The organism is Pseudomonas sp. GW821-FHT09E04 (assembly GCF_059416185.1).
Genome location: NZ_JBWKOR010000003.1, coordinates 739,791 through 757,815, shown reverse-complemented (window position 1 = coordinate 757,815; position 18,025 = coordinate 739,791). Strand labels below are relative to the sequence as shown.

General features: G+C 62.2%; 13 protein-coding genes. 5 read left to right on the top strand and 8 right to left on the bottom strand.

The window, feature by feature from the left end; translation table 11 throughout:
• Window positions 1–124: 124 nt before the first annotated feature.
• From AC07N4_RS14445 to AC07N4_RS14430, 4 genes are all read right to left on the bottom strand, one after another.
• Window positions 125–1,795 carry a bifunctional protein-serine/threonine kinase/phosphatase gene (locus tag AC07N4_RS14445; RefSeq protein WP_493066307.1) on the bottom strand — a complete coding sequence of 557 codons (1,671 nt, stop codon included), beginning with the start codon at window positions 1,793–1,795 and terminating at the stop codon, window positions 125–127.
• 7 nt (window positions 1,796–1,802) lie between these two features.
• Entirely contained in the window at window positions 1,803–3,014 is a 1,212-nt protein-coding gene (locus AC07N4_RS14440) for a nitrate/nitrite transporter (protein WP_493066306.1), read from the bottom strand.
• 415 nt (window positions 3,015–3,429) lie between these two features.
• Complete coding sequence (locus AC07N4_RS14435; RefSeq protein ID WP_007916390.1) at window positions 3,430–4,005, bottom strand: ANTAR domain-containing response regulator; 576 nt, start codon at window positions 4,003–4,005, stop codon at window positions 3,430–3,432.
• Between the two features lie 15 nt (window positions 4,006–4,020).
• The gene (locus AC07N4_RS14430) at window positions 4,021–5,232 is read right to left on the bottom strand and encodes a CmpA/NrtA family ABC transporter substrate-binding protein (RefSeq protein ID WP_493066305.1); all 1,212 of its coding nucleotides are present in this window, start codon (window positions 5,230–5,232) and stop codon (window positions 4,021–4,023) included.
• Window positions 5,233–5,456: 224 nt separating this feature from the next.
• Here AC07N4_RS14430 and AC07N4_RS14425 point away from each other — a divergent pair, with 224 nt between their 5' ends.
• Complete coding sequence (locus AC07N4_RS14425) at window positions 5,457–6,476, top strand: quinone-dependent dihydroorotate dehydrogenase (protein ID WP_192560172.1); 1,020 nt, start codon at window positions 5,457–5,459, stop codon at window positions 6,474–6,476.
• Window positions 6,477–6,615: 139 nt separating this feature from the next.
• Here the strand turns inward: AC07N4_RS14425 and rmf are convergent, their stop codons facing one another.
• The gene (gene rmf / locus AC07N4_RS14420; protein WP_003223300.1) at window positions 6,616–6,831 is read right to left on the bottom strand and encodes a ribosome modulation factor; all 216 of its coding nucleotides are present in this window, start codon (window positions 6,829–6,831) and stop codon (window positions 6,616–6,618) included.
• Window positions 6,832–7,360: 529 nt separating this feature from the next.
• Here rmf and rlmKL point away from each other — a divergent pair.
• Both rlmKL and AC07N4_RS14410 read left to right on the top strand, forming a co-directional pair.
• Window positions 7,361–9,631, top strand: coding sequence for a bifunctional 23S rRNA (guanine(2069)-N(7))-methyltransferase RlmK/23S rRNA (guanine(2445)-N(2))-methyltransferase RlmL (gene rlmKL / locus AC07N4_RS14415; RefSeq protein ID WP_493066304.1), 2,271 nt, complete (start codon window positions 7,361–7,363; stop codon window positions 9,629–9,631).
• A gap of 144 nt (window positions 9,632–9,775) precedes the next feature.
• Complete coding sequence (locus tag AC07N4_RS14410; protein ID WP_096822509.1) at window positions 9,776–12,160, top strand: sensor domain-containing diguanylate cyclase; 2,385 nt, start codon at window positions 9,776–9,778, stop codon at window positions 12,158–12,160.
• Window positions 12,161–12,219: 59 nt separating this feature from the next.
• Here the strand turns inward: AC07N4_RS14410 and dacB are convergent, their stop codons facing one another.
• Window positions 12,220–13,680 carry a D-alanyl-D-alanine carboxypeptidase/D-alanyl-D-alanine endopeptidase gene (gene dacB, locus AC07N4_RS14405; RefSeq protein WP_102622575.1) on the bottom strand — a complete coding sequence of 487 codons (1,461 nt, stop codon included), beginning with the start codon at window positions 13,678–13,680 and terminating at the stop codon, window positions 12,220–12,222.
• A 233-nt stretch (window positions 13,681–13,913) separates the two neighbouring features.
• Here dacB and AC07N4_RS14400 point away from each other — a divergent pair, with 233 nt between their 5' ends.
• On the top strand, window positions 13,914–14,258 hold the full coding sequence (locus tag AC07N4_RS14400) for a YggL family protein (protein WP_011333263.1): 345 nt from the start codon (window positions 13,914–13,916) through the stop codon (window positions 14,256–14,258).
• A gap of 58 nt (window positions 14,259–14,316) precedes the next feature.
• Here the strand turns inward: AC07N4_RS14400 and AC07N4_RS14395 are convergent, their stop codons facing one another.
• Window positions 14,317–15,507: a benzoate/H(+) symporter BenE family transporter gene (locus AC07N4_RS14395; RefSeq protein WP_192560174.1), complete on the bottom strand. Its 1,191-nt coding sequence runs from the start codon at window positions 15,505–15,507 to the stop codon at window positions 14,317–14,319.
• Between the two features lie 224 nt (window positions 15,508–15,731).
• Here AC07N4_RS14395 and AC07N4_RS14390 point away from each other — a divergent pair, with 224 nt between their 5' ends.
• A complete protein-coding gene (locus AC07N4_RS14390) occupies window positions 15,732–16,496 on the top strand; it encodes a GntR family transcriptional regulator (RefSeq protein ID WP_064378756.1) in 765 nt (254 codons plus the stop codon).
• A gap of 213 nt (window positions 16,497–16,709) precedes the next feature.
• On the opposite strand, the gene guaD is transcribed toward AC07N4_RS14390, so the two are convergent.
• Entirely contained in the window at window positions 16,710–18,014 is a 1,305-nt protein-coding gene (guaD, locus tag AC07N4_RS14385) for a guanine deaminase (RefSeq protein WP_493066303.1), read from the bottom strand.
• Window positions 18,015–18,025: the final 11 nt, after the last annotated feature.

Below are 18,025 nucleotides of genomic sequence, written 5' to 3'. Positions count from 1 at the left end.
ATGCAGTGGTTGTGCCAAGTCCTGATGAGCCGCGAATTCACTGGGATAGTGCTGGAATTGGCCAGATGTACATTGTGGCTTTTGCACTGAATGGAAGCGGCACGCCCGTTAATGGAGCGCTGGATTAGCCATGAAACAACAGAAACATCAGCACCAGATTGCCCAGCAGTGCCAGCAACGCCAGTGTCCGCCAGACTTTCAGTGGCTCCCGTTCGAGCAAGGGTCGAGGGCGTACATTCAGGCTGCGGCGTTCACCCTGTTCCAGCGTCAGCAGCCATTCCTCGGCGGTTTCATAGCGTTGCAGAGGATCAGCCGAGACGCCACGTTCCAGACACTGCGCCAGCCATTCCGGCAGATCCGGTCGATAACGCGCTGCACTTACCGGCACCCCGAAACGCGGACGCTGAAAGGCTTCGATTTCTCCGTAGGGGAAATGCCCGGTGAGCAGGAAATACAACGTCACGCCCACTGCATACAGATCCTGGCGAGCCTCGGGCGCATCACCCCGAAAGGACTCCGGGGCGATGTAGCTCGGGGTTCCCGGTAGCGTCGACGGTGTGTCCTGTGAAAGACCTGGGCAATAAGCCAGGCCGAAATCCAGCAGGCGCAACTCGCCGTCGTCCCCCAGCAGCAGGTTCTCCGGCTTGATGTCGCGGTGCAGAATCTGTCGCCGATGCAGCAAACCGACGGCCCGCAACAGGCGTTCGGCCACGTCCTGCCACTGAGCCAACGGTAGTGGGCCGGCTCGCTCGAACAACTGAGCCAGGGTTGTCCCCGAATATTCACGCATCACGTAGTACAAATGCTGACGCTGACTGGCGCTATGGACTTCAGGGAAATGTCGCCCGGCCACGCGTTTGAGAAACCATTCTTCCGCCAGCAAGGCCTGACCTGCGTGGGCATCGTCCGCCAGCCGTGTGGGCAAGGTTTTCAACAGCCACGCCTGGCCTTGGCTATCGAGGACGCGATACAGCAACGATTGCTGGCTCTGGCCGACGATGCCTTGCACCTGCCAGCCTTCGAAGGTCTGGCCCGGTTTGAGCACCGGGGGCAGCGGCCATTGCTGCAACTGGATCAGCGCATCGCCGATGCTCGCTTCCCCCACGGCATCCACCCGCACCAGCAAGGCACTGGCGTTGTCCTGACTGCCGGCCAGATGCGCGGCGTTGACCAGTGTTTGTGCCGCTCTGTGCAGATCCGGTTGATCACGCAGGATCCCGGCGATGGACGTGTCGCCGAGCGCGGCCCAGACACCATCGCTGAGCAGCACGAAGCTTTCGCCCTCACGCAGCTCGCCGTCGAGAAAGTCCAGCACCAGATGCTGGTCCAGGCCCAGTGCACGTTTGAGCACGTGCTGCATGCCCGGTTGCTCCCAGACGTGATCCTCGGTGATGCGCTGCAGGGTGTCGGCGTGCCAGCGATAGGCCCGGCAATCCCCCACATGCGCCAGCGTGAAGCGTCTGCCGCGCAGGACCAGCGCGCTGACGGTGGTGAGCAACGGCTGGCCGCCGCCATTGGCCTGCAACCAGCGGTTTTGCGCGAGCAACAGGCGATCCAGCGCCTGAGCCACGCTCCAGGTCTGCGGGGTGGCGTAGTAGTCCAGCGCCAGCGCCTGCAAGGTCGAGCGCGCAGCCAGACCGCCATCGGCGCACTGGCTGACGCCGTCGGCGATGGCGAACAGAAACCCTTTGCTGGCGGCCAGCGCCGGGGCCGGAGTGACCAGGCGCAAGGCGTCCTGATTCTCCGCGCGGGGGCCGGTGGCGCTGGCTTCAGCGAAGCTCAGTTGCAGGGCCATGCGGGCCTCAGACCCGGGCAGCGGTCACGGCCGCCGAGCCCCAGGTGGTTCTCCAGCGACGCTTGACCCCGTGCAGACCGAACCACGCCAATACGCCAAGACTGGCAAACAACCACAGCGCCAGTTGATAGCTGCCGGTGCTCTGTTTGATTGCGCCCATACCGGCGGCGAGGGCAAAACCGCCGATGCCGCCGGCCATGCCGATCAGCCCGGTCATCACGCCGATCTCCCGGCGAAAGCGCTGCGGCACCAATTGGAACACCGCGCCGTTACCGGCACCGAGACCGAGCATGGTGCAGACGAACAGTGCCAGTGCCGCGTAGGAACTCGGCAGGTTGAAGCCGACCGCTGCGATACAAACTGCGGCCACCGTGTACATCGCCAACAGCGTGCGAATTCCACCGAAACGGTCAGCCAGCGCGCCACCCAGCGGCCGCATCAGGCTGCCGCCGAACACGCAGGCGGCGGTGTAGTAACCGGCGGTGACCGGGCTCAGGCCGTATTGATCGTTGAAGTAGCCGGGCAGGGCGCTGGCCAGGCCGATGAAACCGCCGAAGGTGACACTGTAGAAAAACATGAACCACCAACTGTCGCGGTCGCCCAGGGCCTTGAAGTAGTCGGCCATAGATTTGGCTTTTGGTCGCTCCGGCGCGTTTTTCGCCAGCCACGCAAACAGCACCAGGGTCAGGATCAGCGGAATCAGGGCGAAACCGAACACGTTGCTCCAGCCGAACGACGCGGCCAGTACCGGGGCGATCAACGCAGCGAACACGGTGCCGGAGTTACCGGCGCCGGCGATGCCCATCGCCTTGCCCTGATGCTGCGGCGGATACCACTGCGAGGCCAGCGGCAGCGCCACGGCGAACGAAGCGCCGGCCATGCCGAGGAACAGGCCAAGCAGCAGGGCCTGTTCGTAACTGTGGATGCCGAGTTTCCAGGCGCCGAACAGTGCACAGATCACGGTCACTTGACCGATCAGACCGGCGGTTTTCGGCGACAGGCGATCGGCAAGCATGCCCATCGCAAAGCGCAGTACCGCACCAGCGAGAATCGGCGTGGCCACCACGAGGCCGCGCTGTTGGGTGGTCAGGTGCAGGTCGGCGGCGATCTGCACCGCCAACGGGCCGAGCAGATACCAGACCATGAAGCTCAGGTCGAAATACAGGAAGGCCGCGAACAGGGTCGGGGTGTGGCCGGATTTCCAGAAGCTTTTATTCATCGCGCACCTCAGCGGTAGAGAATCTCGAGAAGGAGTCAGAACCAGCACAGTGGGGCGCCGCCACGGCCGCACCACCGGCCCCGGTCAATGGGGCCAAAACGCAAAAACGCCGCTACCCGGATCGCCGAAAGGGGCGAAGAAGGTGAGCGACGTCTTTGTCGTGGGTGGGGCAACCGCCGTTGGTTACCTGTAGGGATTGCTTAGCGATATTTGTGCCAAGTCAAAATCAAAAGCCCCTCACCCTAACCCTCTCCCGGAGGGAGAGGGAACCGACCGGGGGATATTCGAGAGATACGCCGACGTGAACGATCGGCTTTGAATCCATAATCGACTGGTTTTTTCAGGTCGATGTATGACGCAAGACACTGCGGTCGGTCCCCTCTCCCTCGGGGAGAGGGTTAGGGTGAGGGGCTTTTCAGCCAAGCAGCTCGCTCATGGCGATGATCTGCTCCGCGACCTGAATCAGTTTCTGCTGGCGGCTCATGGCCTGGCGGCGCATCAGGGTGTAGGCCTCTTCTTCGTTGCAGTCCTTCATTTTCATCAACAGACCCTTGGCCAGTTCGATGCGTTTGCGCTCGGCCAGTTGCTGGTCGCGGGCCTGAAGCTGGGCGCGCAGGGCCTGATCGCTTTCGAAGCGGGCCATGGCCACGTCGAGAATCGGCTGCAAGCGTTGTGCGTGAATGCCTTCGACGATGTAGGCACTGACCCCGGACTTGATCGCCTGACGCATCACGCCAGGGTCATGCTCGTCGGTGAACATCACGATCGGCCGGGGCTGGTCGCGGCTGACCAGCACCACTTGTTCCATCACATCACGGCTCGGTGACTCGGTATCGATCAGAATCACGTCCGGGCGCACCGTTTCGACGCGCGCGGGCAGGTCGATGGTCAGGCCGGACTCGTCGATGACCTCGAAACCGGCCTCGGTCAACGCAGCTTTCAGGCGCCCGACTTTTTTCGCGGTGTCGTTGATCAGCAGAATGCGCAACATGTTCGCGGTCTCCTGTCAGCGGCGGGCGAGAAGGGGGGCGTTGTTGCTCAACGCGTGCAGCTTGAAACTTTGCGCGTAGGCGGCCGGGTCGCTGCCGTCCCAGACCTTGCCGTCGATCAACTGGCTGCTGCGCATGTCCTCGGTGCCGACCGGCACATCGACAGCGCTGGCAGCGTCGCGGTACAGCGCCAGTTGCTGCACCTGACGGGCGACGGCGAGGTAATCCGGGTCGTCGCGCAGCAACCCCCAGCGGCGGAACTGGGTCATGAACCACATGCCGTCCGACAGGTACGGCAGGTTCACCGCGCCATCGCCGTGAAAGCGCAGGGCGTGGGGGTCCTGCCAGCGATTGCCCAGACCGTCGTCGTAATCGCCGAGAAAACGCGGTTCGATGCAGGAAACCGGGGCGTCCAGATACTCGGCGGCGCTGAGCAGCTGCGCGGTGCTGCGGCGGTTTTCCGGGCTCTCTTCGATGAAACGGCTGGCTTCGAGGATCGCCATCACCAGTGCGCGGGCGGTGTTGGGGTATTGCTCGACGAAGGCGCGGGTGCAGCCGAGGACTTTTTCCGGGTGGTCGGGCCAGATGGTCTGGCTGGTCGCCATGGTGAAGCCGAGATTCAGCTGCACCGCGCTGGCTGCCCACGGCTCGCCCACGCAGAAACCGTCGATGCGACCGGCCTGCAGGTGCGCGACCATTTGCGGCGGCGGTACGACCACGCTGTCGACATCCTGCAACGGATGGATGCCCTGACTTGCGAGCCAGTAATAAAGCCACATGGCGTGGGTGCCGGTGGGGAAGGTCTGGGCAAAGGTCAGCCTTGCGCGGGTTTGGTGCACGTGGCGGTCCAGCGCCTCAGGACCGGTCACGCCCAGGCTCTGCAAACCGTGGGACAGGTTGAGGCTCTGGCCGTTCTGGTTCAGACCCATCAGCACCGCCATGTCGGTCGGCGCGACGCCACCGATGCCCAAGTGCACCGCGTAGATCAGACCGTACAGGCTGTGGGCGGCATCGAGTTCGCCGCTGACCAGATTGTCGCGCAGGTTGGCCCAGGAACTCTGGCGCTTGAGGTTCAGGGTCAGGCCGTAAGGCTGGGCAAAGCCTTGCGTGGCGGCGACCACCACCGAAGCGCAGTCGCTCAGGGCCATGAAGCCGAGGTTGATCGCGCTTTTTTCCGGGGCATCGCTGCCGTTGACCCAGGCCAGTGGCCCTATGGAGGTTTGAGTCATGAAAAGCCATCCTCAAAAAAAACGTCGTCACGGACTTTGTCGAGGCAAAACCCGGTGACGACGCCATTGTCCTTGCCTGCCTGCCGTCATTGGCCTGCGGGCTGATGCAGGGGAAGGTGCAAGGCATATGCCAGTGCAGGGGATTTGCGTGTGCGCCTCGCGCGGCGGGGCGATGCCCGGCTATAATCGCCGCCTCTTTTCGCCGCCTCGAGTCATACCCGCCCATGTACACCCTGGCCCGTCAGCTGTTGTTCAAACTTTCCCCGGAAACCTCCCACGATCTGTCGCTGGATCTGATCGGCGCGGGCGGGCGTTTGGGCCTCAACGGCTTGCTGTGCAAGGCCCCGGCGTCGCTGCCGGTGAATGTCATGGGCCTGGACTTCCCGAACCCTGTGGGTCTCGCGGCCGGTCTGGACAAGAACGGCGCGGCCATCGACGGCTTCGCGCAGCTGGGTTTCGGTTTTGTCGAAATCGGCACCGTGACTCCGCGCCCACAGCCGGGCAACCCGAAACCACGGATTTTCCGCCTGCCGGAAGCCGAGGCGATCATCAACCGCATGGGTTTCAACAACCTCGGTGTGGATAACCTGCTGGCGCGGGTCGCGGCGGCCAAATACAAAGGCGTGCTGGGGATCAACATCGGCAAGAACTTCGACACCCCGGTCGAGCGTGCGGTCGATGACTACCTGATCTGCCTGGACAAGGTCTACGCCCACGCCAGCTACATCACGGTCAACGTCAGTTCGCCGAATACCCCGGGCCTGCGCAGCCTGCAATTCGGCGACTCGCTCAAGCAATTGCTGGCAGACCTGGCCACGCGCCGCGCCGAACTGGCCCTGCGCCACGGCAAGCATGTACCGCTGGCGATCAAGATCGCGCCGGACATGACCGACGAAGAAACCGCGCAAGTCGCGCAAGCACTGATCGAAACCGGGATGGACGCGGTGATCGCCACCAACACCACCCTCAGCCGCGTGGGCGTTGAAGGCATGGAACACGGTGACGAGGCGGGCGGTCTGTCCGGCGCGCCGGTTCGCGAGAAGAGCACCCACACGGTCAAAGTGCTGGCGTCCGAGCTGGGTGGCAAACTGCCGATCATCGCGGCGGGCGGTATCACCGAAGGCAAACATGCGGCCGAGAAGATCGCTGCCGGCGCGAGCCTGGTGCAGATCTACTCCGGCTTCATCTATAAGGGCCCGGCGCTGATCCGTGAATCCGTGGACGCGATCGCCGCCAAGCGCTGATTGGCAGATATAAAAAGGCAGGCATAAAAAAGGGCTCCTCGAAGGAGCCCCTGGGCCGTAGCCCGCCGTCCGGGAAGGACGTGCATGGTGATCAGGGTGTTGCGAAATCAGATTGTCGTGTCGGAATAAGTGCCCTGTGTCAGCCGACGGCGTGAAGTTCGTTGAGTCTGTGGATTCCCGCAGTGCCGGTCATACCGTCCCAGTTGTCGCCGCGTCCTTCTCGCCAGCCGTTGATCCAGGCTTGACGTACCGACGGTAGAGTAAATGGGCAAAGCTCACGGGATTTGCCACCAACGCCATATTGATATCCGCGCAAAAATGCTCTTTCCAACGGATCACGCTTAAGTCTTCTCATAGGGTGTTTCCCTCACTTGTTGACTGTTTTTGTCGCGTCGACCTCAATTGAGGTCTGGCAGAAAACTCTGCCGTTGGCGGCTCGCTGCCGGCGTGGCGAGCCAAGGTGTTGACGCCGTTGCGACGTCAACCTGTGTCCAGTTCTAACCAATGAGTCACATCGAGGGAATGACCGTTTTGTCATAAGGACGTAACGAAAAGGATGCTATGGCGATAAGTAACGCCAGGTTTCATGAATGTTTATTCACCAAACCCCGGTATGATCGGCCCTGCACTGTATGACAGGTTTAATTCCTTAGTGAGAATGACCCACGTTTACCGTCGGGTACTTTTCGACGAAGGGTTGCTTTGAGTCATTTTGTTGCATCAACTTTTTTATCTGTCCCGGCATCTAAGCTCTTTTAACCCGAGCAGCGGGGATGGAACGGCACACCTTCGTGCCACGCGGGCGCTCTTGTAGAAAAGCGCCTGATTGAAAACCGGATCGGCAATGCGTTGTCGGTTCATTAGCCAAAGGCTCTGGAAAAACCATGTCCGACCGTTTCGAACTCTTCCTCACTTGCCCCAAAGGCCTTGAAGGCCTGCTCATCGAGGAAGCCGTCGGGCTTGGCCTTGAAGAAGCCCGCGAGCACACCTCCGCCGTGCGTGGCATGGCGACCATGGAAACCGCCTATCGCCTGTGCCTCTGGTCGCGTCTGGCCAACCGCGTGTTGCTGGTGCTCAAGCGCTTCCCGATGAAAGATGCCGAGGACCTGTATCACGGCGTGCTCGACGTCGAGTGGCAGGATCACATGCTGGCCGACGGCACCCTGGCCGTTGAATTCAGCGGCCACGGCTCGGGCATCGACAACACCCACTTCGGCGCCTTGAAGGTCAAGGACGCCATCGTCGACAAACTGCGCACCCCGCAGGGCGACCGTCCAAGCATCGACAAGCTCAACCCGGACCTGCGCATTCACCTGCGTCTGGATCGCGGCGAAGCGATCCTGTCCCTCGACCTCTCCGGCCACAGCCTGCACCAGCGCGGCTACCGCTTGCAGCAGGGCGCTGCGCCGCTGAAGGAAAACCTCGCGGCGGCAATCCTGATCCGTTCCGGCTGGCCGCGCATTGCCGCCGAAGGTGGCGCGCTGGCTGACCCGATGTGCGGTGTCGGCACGTTCCTGGTCGAAGCCGGCATGATCGCCGCCGACATGGCGCCGAACCTGCGTCGCGAGCAATGGGGCTTCACCGCCTGGCTCGGTCACGTGCCGGCGCTGTGGAAGAAGCTGCATGAAGAAGCTGTCGAGCGTGCCGCTGCCGGTCTGGCCAAGCCGCCGCTGTGGATCCGTGGTTATGAAGCCGACCCACGGCTGATCCAGCCGGGCCGCAACAACGTCGAGCGTGCCGGTCTGAGCGAATGGATCAAGATCTATCAGGGCGAAGTCGCGACCTTCGAACCGCGTCCGGACCAGAACCAGAAAGGTCTGGTGATCTGCAACCCGCCGTACGGCGAGCGTCTGGGTGACGAAGCCAGCCTGTTGTACCTCTACCAGAACCTCGGCGAGCGTCTGCGTCAGGCCTGCCTGAACTGGGAAGCGGCGGTGTTCACCGGCGCGCCGGACCTGGGCAAGCGCATGGGCATCCGCAGCCACAAACAGTATTCGTTCTGGAACGGCGCGCTGCCGTGCAAGCTGCTGTTGATCAAAGTGCTGCCGGATCAGTTCGTCACCGGCGAGCGTCGCACCCCGGAGCAGCGCCAGGCCGAGCGCGAGCAAGCCGCTTACGATCAGACGCCGGACGAGCCGCAAGAGCGCAAGTACAACAAGAACGGTAACCCGATCAAACCGACGCCGGCCCCGGCTCCGGTGATCGAGCAGCCGCGCCTGAGCGAAGGCGGGCAGATGTTTGCCAACCGCCTGCAAAAGAACCTCAAGGCGATGGGCAAGTGGGTCAAGCGCGAAGGCATCGACTGCTACCGCGTCTACGATGCGGACATGCCGGAATACGCCATGGCCATCGACCTGTACCACGACTGGGTGCACGTTCAGGAATACGCCGCGCCTAAATCGATCGACCCGGAAAAGGCCTCGATCCGCATGTTCGACGCCCTGGCTGCCATCCCGCAGGCGCTGAACATCGACAAGAGCCGCGTGGTGGTCAAGCGCCGCGAGCGTCAGAGCGGCACCAAGCAGTACGAACGTCAGGCGGCTCAGGGCAAATTCAACGAAGTCACCGAAGGCGGCGTGAAGCTGCTGGTGAACCTCACCGACTACCTCGACACCGGGTTGTTCCTCGATCACCGGCCAATGCGCATGCGGATCCAGAAAGAGGCGGCCGGCAAGCGCTTCCTCAACCTGTTCTGCTACACCGCGACCGCCAGTGTGCACGCCGCCAAGGGCGGTGCGCGCAGCACCACCAGCGTCGACCTGTCGAAAACCTACCTCGACTGGGCACGCCGCAACCTGTCGCTCAACGGCTTCTCCGACAAGAACCGTCTGGAGCAGGGCGACGTGATGGCGTGGCTGGAAAGCTGCCGGGAAGAGTACGACCTGATCTTCATCGACCCGCCGACTTTCTCCAACTCCAAGCGCATGGAAGGGATCTTCGACGTGCAGCGTGACCAGGTGCAGTTGATCGACCTGGCCATGGCCCGACTGGCAACGGGCGGGGTGTTGTACTTCTCCAACAACTTCCGCAAGTTCCAGCTGGAAGACAACCTGGCCGAGCGTTATGCGGTCGAGGAAATCACCGCCAGCACCATCGATCCGGATTTCGCCCGCAACGGCAAGATCCACCGCGCCTGGAAAATCACGGCCCGTTGACACTCTGATCAGTTGGATCCACAGAGCCTTGATTTTTAAGGCTCTTGGATCCGATCAGAGCTAGCCAAATTAGTGGCTAATAGCTATAACTCACTCACGGCCAATGGGGTTATCCCGCAAGTACTGGCGTAGTGAGTGGCCCTTATGTCGTTGCACCCCGTGCGCCCAAAGATCCTGGGTTTTATCAGCGAAGAAGTCTCGGCCTGGCTGGTCGCGCTGCTGGTATTGCTCGCCGGCGGGATTCTCACGGGGCTGCTCGCCTGGGCCACCCTCAATCAGTTTCACAGCCAGTTGCGCCAGCGTTTTCAACTGCTGGCCAATGAGCGCTACAGCCGCATCGAAGAACGTTTTCAGGATCAGGAGCAACGCCTCGATGGCCTGCGCCGGTTCTTCGCCAACTCCGAATCGGTGTCCCGCGCCGAATTCGACGGCTACACCCAACCTTTATTACTGCGCACCCAGGCCTATTCGTTCGCCTTGCGGGTGAGCGGTTCCGAGCGCGCCGCGTTCGAGCAGCGGGTGCGTGACGAAGGCCTGCCCACCTTCAGCGTGCGTGAACTCAATGCCCGCGGCGAGCTGCAACTGGCGGCGGCCCGAGATGAATACGTCGTCGTGGTGTACAGCCAGACCCAGAGCCGGCTCGGTTCACCGCTGGGTTATGACTTGCTGGCCCAGCCGTTGCGTCGCTCGACGCTGGAACGCGCCGATCAGCTCGGCGGCCTGGCGGTGTCGCAGCCAATGCATCTGGTCAGCATCGAACCGGCCTATGCGCGGGGCGTGCTGCTGGTGGCGCCGGTGCTGCGTGAGGGCGAGCCCAAGTCGTTCGGTTATGTGATGGCGGTGATCAGCATGCGCCAGTTGCTCGCCGATGGCCTGCCGGACGCGCTGCATGATTACCTGTCGGTACGGATCCTCGATCTGTCGACCAACGATCAGCACGAGGTGTTGTTCGAATCGACCAATGAACCGGCGCCGAGTGATCTGTCAGCCACGCGGCTGGTGCGCATGGCCGACCACGACTATCAGGTCGATATCTCGCCCAGCGAGTCCTTCCTGCAGGCCAACCATTCGTCGGTTGGCAGCGTGGTGGTCCTCGGCGGTTTGCTCAGCCTGCTGCTCAGCGCGCTGCTGTACGTGCTGGTCAGTCAGCGTCAGCGGGCCTTGCGCATGGTCGAACTGCGCACCCAGGAACTGCATGAGCGTGAACAGGAACTGCGGGGCACCCACGGCCAGTTGCGCGGGGTGCTCAACGCGGCGACTCAAGTGGCGATCATCGCCACCGACCTGCGCGGCGTGATCAACACCTTCAACCCCGGCGCGGAGCAGATGCTCGGTTACCGCAGCGCCGAGGTGGTCGGTCACATGACCCTGGAAAACCTGCATTTTCCTCGGGAGCTGATCACCCGTGCGGCGGAACTGAGCGCCCGCTATGGCAAGAGCATTCCGACCTGCCAGGCGATGCTGGTGGAGGGCGGTGAAGTCGGCGGGCATGAGGCACGCGAGTGGACGCTGGTGCGCAAGGACGGCAGTCATCTGCCGGTAAACATGCTCGCCACCCCGGTGCTCGATGAGCAGGGACTGTGGGTCGGGCACCTGGCGATCTGCATCGATATCACCGAGCGCAAGCGCGTCCACGAAGCGTTGGCGGCGCGGGACGTTCTGCTGAAGAAACTCAGCGCCCACGTTCCGGGCGGGATCTATCAGTTCAAGATGGAGTTCGACGGGCGCTTCAGCGTGATCTACGCCAGCGACGGCATCCGCGAGATCTACGAGCTGGAACCCGATGTGTTGCTGCTCAATGCCGAATCAATCTTTACCCGCATTCATCCGCAGGACGTCAGCCGCGTACGCAAATCGATCCGCGCCTCGGCGGACAACCTCAGTCCGTGGCGCGAGGAATACCGCGTGCAATTGCCCGAGCGCGGCCTGCGCTGGGTGCGCGGCGAAGCGACCCCCGAAGAGCTGCCGGGCGGCGGTGTGCTGTGGCATGGCTACATTTCGGACATTTCCGACCTGAAGCGGGTGGAAGAAGAGTTGCGCGCACTGTCGGTGACCGATGCGCTGACCGGCATCCACAACCGGCGTTATTTCCAGGAGCGCCTGACCACTGAAATGGCCCGGGTCGAGCGCGGAGGCGGCGAATTGTCGGTGATCATGCTCGATATCGATCACTTCAAACGGATCAACGATCAGTACGGCCATGCGGTCGGCGACCGGGTGTTGCAGGCGGTGTGCGAGCGCATCGGCCATCGCCTGCGGCGTACCGACGTGTTCTGTCGCCTGGGCGGCGAGGAGTTCATGGTGCTGTGCCCGGACATCGACGGTGATCACGCGTACATGCTGGCCGTGGAGCTATGGCAAGGCCTGCGCGGTGCGCCGGTGGATGTGGTGGGCGTGGTGACGGCCAGTTTCGGGATTGCCAGTTGGCGGCCGGGGGAGGGCGCGGATGCGCTGTTGCTGCGGGCGGATTCGGGGGTTTACGCGGCGAAGCAGGGTGGGCGGGATCGGGTCGAGCGGCAGATGAACTGATCCTGTTTGCCATGTGATCGTTCCCACGCACTGCGTGGGAACGATCTTGCCGGGGCGGCTTACAGAACGGAAGCCGTCTGCGGCGCTCGCGGCTGTTTGTAGAGATCCAGCAGCACCTGATCCAGCACCGACGATGCACCGAACGGTGCCTTGTCGTTGAGGATCGCCACCACCGCCCAGGTGTTGCCGTTGACGTCGCGGCTGAAGCCGGCGATGGCGCGCACGGTGTTCAGGGTGCCGGTCTTGACGTGGGCTTCGCCGCGCATCGCGGTGGTCTTCAGGCGTTTGCGCATGGTGCCGTCGGTGCCGGCGATCGGCAGCGAGCTGATGTACTCGGCGGCGTACGGGCTATGCCACGCGGCTTGCAGCATGGCGGCCATTTCCCGGGCGCTGACGCGCTCGGCTCGTGACAGGCCGGAGCCGTTCTCCATCACCAGGTGCGGCGCGGTGATGCCTTTCTTCGCCAGCCACTGACGTACCACGCGCTGCGCCGCCTTGGCGTCATCGCCGTCGGCGTCGTTGCGGAATTTCTGGCCCAGGCTCAGGAACAGCTGCTGAGCCATGGTGTTGTTACTGTATTTGTTGATGTCGCGGATGATTTCCGCCAGGTCCGGCGAGAACGCACGGGCCAGCACTTTGGCGTTGCTCGGGGTCGGGGCCAGACGATCCTTGCCCTGGATGCTGCCGCCCAGTTCCTTCCAGATCGCCCGCACGGCGCCGGCGGTGTAGGTCGCGTGGTCGAGCAGCGACAGATAAGTCTGCGAGCTGCAGCCTTCGCCCAACTGGCCGGCAACGGTCACGGTGACGCTGCCATCGGCCTGCGGCACCGGGTTGTAGCGCACGCCGCCGGTGCACTGTTTGGAGTTGAGCGCTTTGACGGTGTTTTCGATGTTGATGCTGGCAATCGGCGGTTCGACCGAAATCAATACCCGGCCATTGTCATTGCGGGCCACGAAACGCAGGGCCTTGAGGTTGACCAGCAGCGAGTCCGGCTTGACCAGGAACGGCTTGTTCTCATCGTTGCCGTCATCGTTGAATTCCGGCAGTTGCGGCTGCACGAAGAAGCTGCGGTCCAATACCAGGTCGCCGGTGATCTGGGTCACGCCGTTGGCGCGCAGGTCGCGCATCAGCAGCCAGAGTTTTTCCATGTTCAGCTTCGGATCGCCGCCACCCTTGAGGTAGAGGTTGCCGTTGAGAATGCCGCTGTTCAGGTCGCCGTCGGTGTAGAACTCGGTTTTCCACTGATGGTTGGGGCCGAGCATTTCCAGCGCCGCGTAGGTGGTGACCAGTTTCATGGTCGAGGCCGGGTTGACCGACACGTCGGCGTTGTACACGGTCGGCGTGCCCGGGCCATCCAGCGGCACCATCACCAGCGACAGGGCGCTGGGTTGCAGCTTGCTGGCCTTGAGGGCTTTTTCGACGTTGGGTGTCAGGGCGGTGTTGATGGTGGCAGCGGAAACAGGCAAGGCCAGGGGCAGAAGAAGGCCGGCCAGGAGCAGAGGACGCAACGATTTGATCATATGAAATAAAACCCTACAGCCGAGGGGAAAAAGACGAGGACATGGATGAAAAGGTCCTCAGTGGTCATGAAAGTGTCGGCATTATGCCCCAAGGTGTAACAGCTTGTGCCTTTCGCAAGGGTGCCAATTCGTTATTTTTTTACGGGCGGTCGCACGCTCGTCCCGGATAGGCGGGCAATCGCCGCCTTAAACTGGTAAAGTGCCGGCCGTTATTACTTAAGAGGATTGTTCCAATGGCGACTAACCGTTCCCAGCGTCTGCGCAAAAAACTGTGCGTCGATGAATTTCAAGAGCTGGGTTTCGAACTGAACCTGGGCTTCAAAGAAGACCTGTCCGAAGAAGCCATTGACGCTTTCCTCGAAGCATTCATCAAAGAAGCCATGGAAGCCAACGGTCTGGGCTATGTCGGCGGCGACGACTTCGGTCTGGTTTGCCTGCAGAAGCGTGGCTCGGTCTCCGAAGAGCAGCGCGCTGCTGTCGAAGCCTGGCTGAAAACCCGCTCCGAGCTGACCACCACTGAAATCAGCCCGCTGCTGGACGTTTGGTATCCGGAAAAGCCGATCAACGCGGCTAAGTGATACTGAAAAAAACGGCGACCCGAGGGTCGCCGTTTTTTTATGCCTGCTTTTTAACAAATCATGCCTTGCGCCAGTTGAGGATCAGCAAGGTCAGCACCCCCGCGACAATCCCCCAGAAGGCCGAACCAATGGAAAACAGCGTCAGCCCCGACGCCGTGACCATGAAGGTGATCAGCGCCGCTTCCCGTTCCTTCACCTCGGTCATGGCGATGCTCAAGCCATTGATGATCGAACCGAACAGCGCCAGCGCGGCAATCGACAGCACCAGTTCCTTGGGCAGCGCGGCAAACAGCGCCGCCAGCGTGGCGCCGAACACCCCGGCAATCCCGTAGAAAATCCCGCACCACACCGCTGCGGTGTAGCGTTTGTTGCGATCCTCGTGGGCATGGGGCCCGGTGCAGATCGCGGCGCTGATCGCTGCCAGGTTGATGCCGTGGGAACCGAACGGCGCCAGCAGCAACGACGCGATGCCGGTGGTGGTGATCAACGGCGAGGCCGGTACGTTGTAGCCGTCGGCCCGAAGGACAGCGACACCGGGCATGTTCTGCGAGGTCATCGCCACCACGAACAGCGGAATGCCGATGCTGATGGTCGCCGCGAGAGAAAAGTGCGGCGTGGTCCAGACCGGTGTCGCCACTTCCAGGTGAAAACCGCTGAAATCCAGCAGCCCCATGAAGCCCGACAGCGCGGTGCCGATCAGCAGCGCGGCCAGCACCGCATAACGCGGCGTCAGGCGTTTGACCAGCAGATAAGTGAAGAACATTCCCAGTACCAGCCCGGTGCGGTGCTGCGCGGCGACGAAGATTTCGCTGCCGATCTTGAACAGAATCCCCGCCAGCAATGCGGCCGCCAGAGAGGCCGGGATCTTTTTCACCAGCCGTTCGAAGCTGCCGGTCAGGCCACAGATCGTCACCAATACGGCGCAGGTAATGTAGGCGCCGATGGCTTCGCCGTAGGTAACGCCGCCGAGGCTGGTGATCAGCAAGGCTGCGCCGGGCGTCGACCAGGCAATGGTGATCGGCGTGCGGTAACGCAGCGAAAGGCCGATCGAACACACCGCCATGCCGATGGAGATCGCCCAGATCCACGAGGAAATCTGCCCGCTGCTCAGGCCCGCCGCCTGCCCGGCCTGGAACATCAGCACCAGCGAACTGGTGTAGCCAGTCATCATCGCGATGAATCCGGCGACGATGGCGGAGGGCGACGTGTCCGCAAAGGGGCGCAGTCGGGTGTGGGTGATTTCGTTCATGACAGCGGCGTTCCTTGTTCAAGCCACGGATTTCGGGTTTAAGCCTAAACTCAAACGTAACGATGCGTTGCAATACAGCCGAAGTCACAAACAGCCGTACAGTCGTGTTGCCACCTTCCATTGTGTACAATCGCGCTGTTTTTTACGCGATACTTGCCAGCGACCCACTGTGCCGTATTACAGTCACGGTCAATTCGCCGCCGTTCTTCCCGACTCGAGTGCCCATGAACGAACAGTTGCAACCCCTCAAGAAACAACCGCGAGCAGGCAAAGCCGGCCGCAGCGGAACCCAGGACGATATTGTCTATGCGCATATCTTCGAGGCCATCCTCGAACAGCGTCTGGCGCCCGGTACAAAGTTGAGCGAAGAAGCGCTGGGGGAAATTTTCGGGGTCAGCCGCACCATCATTCGCCGCGCACTTTCGCGTCTGGCCCATGAAGGCGTGGTGCTGTTGCGGCCGAACCGTGGCGCGGTGGTGGCGAGCCCGAGCGTTGAAGAGGCGCGTCAGGTGTTCCTCGCTCGCCGTCTGGTGGAGCGCGCGATCACTGAACTGGCGGTGCAGCACGCAACGGCCGAGCAGATCGCCGAATTGCGCCAGATGGTCAACGACGAACGTGACAGCTTCTCTCGTGGCGATCGCGGTGCCGGCATCCGTCTCTCGGGCGAATTCCACCTGAAACTGGCCGAAGCGGCGAAGAACGCGCCATTGATCAGCTTCCAGCGCAGCCTGGTTTCGCAGACTTCGCTGATCATTGCCCAATATGAAAGCGGCAACCGTTCGCACTGTTCCTACGACGAGCACACCCAGTTGATTGACGCCATCGAAGCGCGTAACGGCGAGCTGGCGGTGGACCTGATGATGCATCACATGGATCACATCGACAGCAAGCTCAACCTCGACGAGGAAAGCGCTTCGGACGATCTGCATGCGGTGTTCTCGCACCTGTTGCAGACCAAGAAGCCGGGGCGTCCGGCGGCCAAGCTCTAAAACGAATCGACAGGCAATAAAAATCCCCCGGACTGAAAAGTACCGGGGGATTTTTTTTGTTTGTCTGTCTGATCCTGATCGTCTGATCGTTCCCACGCTCTGCGTGGTAACGCCTCTGGGGACGCTCCGCGTCCAGTGACGCGGAGCGTCACGGGCTGCATTCCCACGCAGAGCGTGGGAACGATCAGCGCGGGGGCGAGCAGTGTCGGAGAGTTAGCGCTGATGCACCAGCGCACCCGCCGCATAGGTCTGAGCCACGGTACGGTCATCGCCCAGGGTCATCAGTACAAACAACGTCTCGGCAATGTTGTTGGCCTGCTTCAGGCGGTAGCTCAGCAGCGGCGTGGCGTTGTAGTCCAGCACCAGGAAGTCGGCGTCGGAGCCCGGTTGCAGGTTGCCGATCTTGTCTTCCAGACGCAGCGCCCGCGCACCGCCGAGGGTGGCGAGGTATAGCGACTTGAACGGGCTCAGGCGCGCACCTTGCAGCTGCATCACCTTGTAGGCTTCGTTCAGGGTTTGCAGCAGCGAGAAACTGGTACCGCCACCGACGTCAGTGCCAAGGCCGACGTTCAGTTTGTGCTTCTCGGCCATCGGCAGGTTGAACAGGCCGCTGCCGAGGAAGAAGTTCGAGGTCGGGCAGAACGCGACCGCCGAACCGGTCTCCGCCAGGCGCGCGCACTCGTCGTCGCACAGGTGCACGCCGTGGGCGAACACCGAGCGCTCGCCGAGCAATTGGTAATGGTCGTAAACGTCCAGGTAGCCCTTGCGCTCCGGGAACAATTCCTTGACCCACTCGACTTCCTTGAGGTTTTCGCTGATGTGGGTCTGCATGTACAGATCCGGGTATTCACCGAGCAACTGGCCGGCGAGGGTCAGTTGTTCCGGGGTGCTGGTCGGGGCGAAGCGCGGAGTCACGGCGTAGTGTAGGCGGCCCTTGCCGTGCCAGCGCTCGATCAGCGCCTTGCTGTCGACGTAGCTCGATTCCGGGGTGTCGGTCAGGTAGTCCGGCGCGTTGCGGTCCATCATCACCTTGCCGGCGATCATCCGCAGGTCCAGCTTCTCGGCCGCTTCGAAGAACGAGTTCACCGATTGCGGGTGCACGCTGCCGAACACCAGCGCGGTGGTGGTGCCATTGCGCAGCAGTTCCTTGATGAAGATGTCCGCTACTTCATCGGCGTGGGCCTTGTCGGCGAACTGGCTTTCGCACGGGAAGGTGTAGGTGTTCAGCCAGTCCAGCAGTTGCTCGCCGTAGGCACCGACCATGCCGGTCTGCGGCAGGTGGATGTGGGTGTCGATGAAGCCCGGGGTGATCAGCGCATCCTTGTGATGCGTGATCTCGATGTCCGCCGGCAGCGTCGGCAGCAGTTCGCTGGCGTGGCCGAGGGCGCTGATCTTGCCGTCATCGACCACCAGCAGGCCGTCCTCGAAATACTCGTAGGAGGCTTCGATGCCGACCTCGGCAGGGTCGGCGATGCTGTGCAGGATGGCGGCGCGGTAGGCTTTGCGAGTCAGAGGCATGAGGGTTCTCT

Coding starts and splice junctions, on each gene's coding strand:
- AC07N4_RS14445 (WP_493066307.1), bottom strand. CDS start 1,795: ATGGCCCTGCAACTGAGCTTCGCTGAAGCCAGCGCCACCGGCCCCCGC.
- AC07N4_RS14440 (WP_493066306.1), bottom strand. CDS start 3,014: ATGAATAAAAGCTTCTGGAAATCCGGCCACACCCCGACCCTGTTCGCG.
- AC07N4_RS14435 (WP_007916390.1), bottom strand. CDS start 4,005: ATGTTGCGCATTCTGCTGATCAACGACACCGCGAAAAAAGTCGGGCGC.
- AC07N4_RS14430 (WP_493066305.1), bottom strand. CDS start 5,232: ATGACTCAAACCTCCATAGGGCCACTGGCCTGGGTCAACGGCAGCGAT.
- AC07N4_RS14425 (WP_192560172.1), top strand. CDS start 5,457: ATGTACACCCTGGCCCGTCAGCTGTTGTTCAAACTTTCCCCGGAAACC.
- rmf (WP_003223300.1), bottom strand. CDS start 6,831: ATGAGAAGACTTAAGCGTGATCCGTTGGAAAGAGCATTTTTGCGCGGA.
- rlmKL (WP_493066304.1), top strand. CDS start 7,361: ATGTCCGACCGTTTCGAACTCTTCCTCACTTGCCCCAAAGGCCTTGAA.
- AC07N4_RS14410 (WP_096822509.1), top strand. CDS start 9,776: ATGTCGTTGCACCCCGTGCGCCCAAAGATCCTGGGTTTTATCAGCGAA.
- dacB (WP_102622575.1), bottom strand. CDS start 13,680: ATGATCAAATCGTTGCGTCCTCTGCTCCTGGCCGGCCTTCTTCTGCCC.
- AC07N4_RS14400 (WP_011333263.1), top strand. CDS start 13,914: ATGGCGACTAACCGTTCCCAGCGTCTGCGCAAAAAACTGTGCGTCGAT.
- AC07N4_RS14395 (WP_192560174.1), bottom strand. CDS start 15,507: ATGAACGAAATCACCCACACCCGACTGCGCCCCTTTGCGGACACGTCG.
- AC07N4_RS14390 (WP_064378756.1), top strand. CDS start 15,732: ATGAACGAACAGTTGCAACCCCTCAAGAAACAACCGCGAGCAGGCAAA.
- guaD (WP_493066303.1), bottom strand. CDS start 18,014: ATGCCTCTGACTCGCAAAGCCTACCGCGCCGCCATCCTGCACAGCATC.